Raw genomic sequence first — 324 nt, forward strand, 5'->3', positions numbered from 1 at the left:
GTGGCGAGCGTGGTTGCGGTGTCGGCGCCGATCCTGCTCGGGCTCGCCGCAACGGTGGGGCTGGGCGCGCGGGTGCCCCTGCTCCTGATCCCGGTCTCGATGGTGGTGCTGATCGTCGTCACGCGACGGCTCCCGGCGGGTAGACCGGACGCGGCTGCCCGGGCGAAGGGCCGCTCGTCCGCGTCCTGGCCACAGACGCTGCGACGCTGGCTCGCGTTGGTGTGTTCAGTTTCGGTCGAGTTCGCCTTCGTGGTCTGGGGAGTGGCCCGGCTCACCGCCGCCGGGCTGGAACCCGGCCTGGCTGCGGTCGTGGGTGCTCCTTCC

The 324-nt window shown here is 72.8% G+C and carries 1 pseudogene; it reads left to right on the forward strand.

The annotated features are described in order from the left end of the window. Window positions 1-324 (forward strand): annotated as a pseudogene (locus tag BN358_RS27140) (hypothetical protein); the annotation flags it as partial.

This window comes from Sedimentibacter sp. B4 (assembly GCF_000309315.1).
Taxonomy (GTDB): Bacteria; Bacillota; Clostridia; order Tissierellales; family Sedimentibacteraceae; genus Sedimentibacter; species Sedimentibacter saalensis.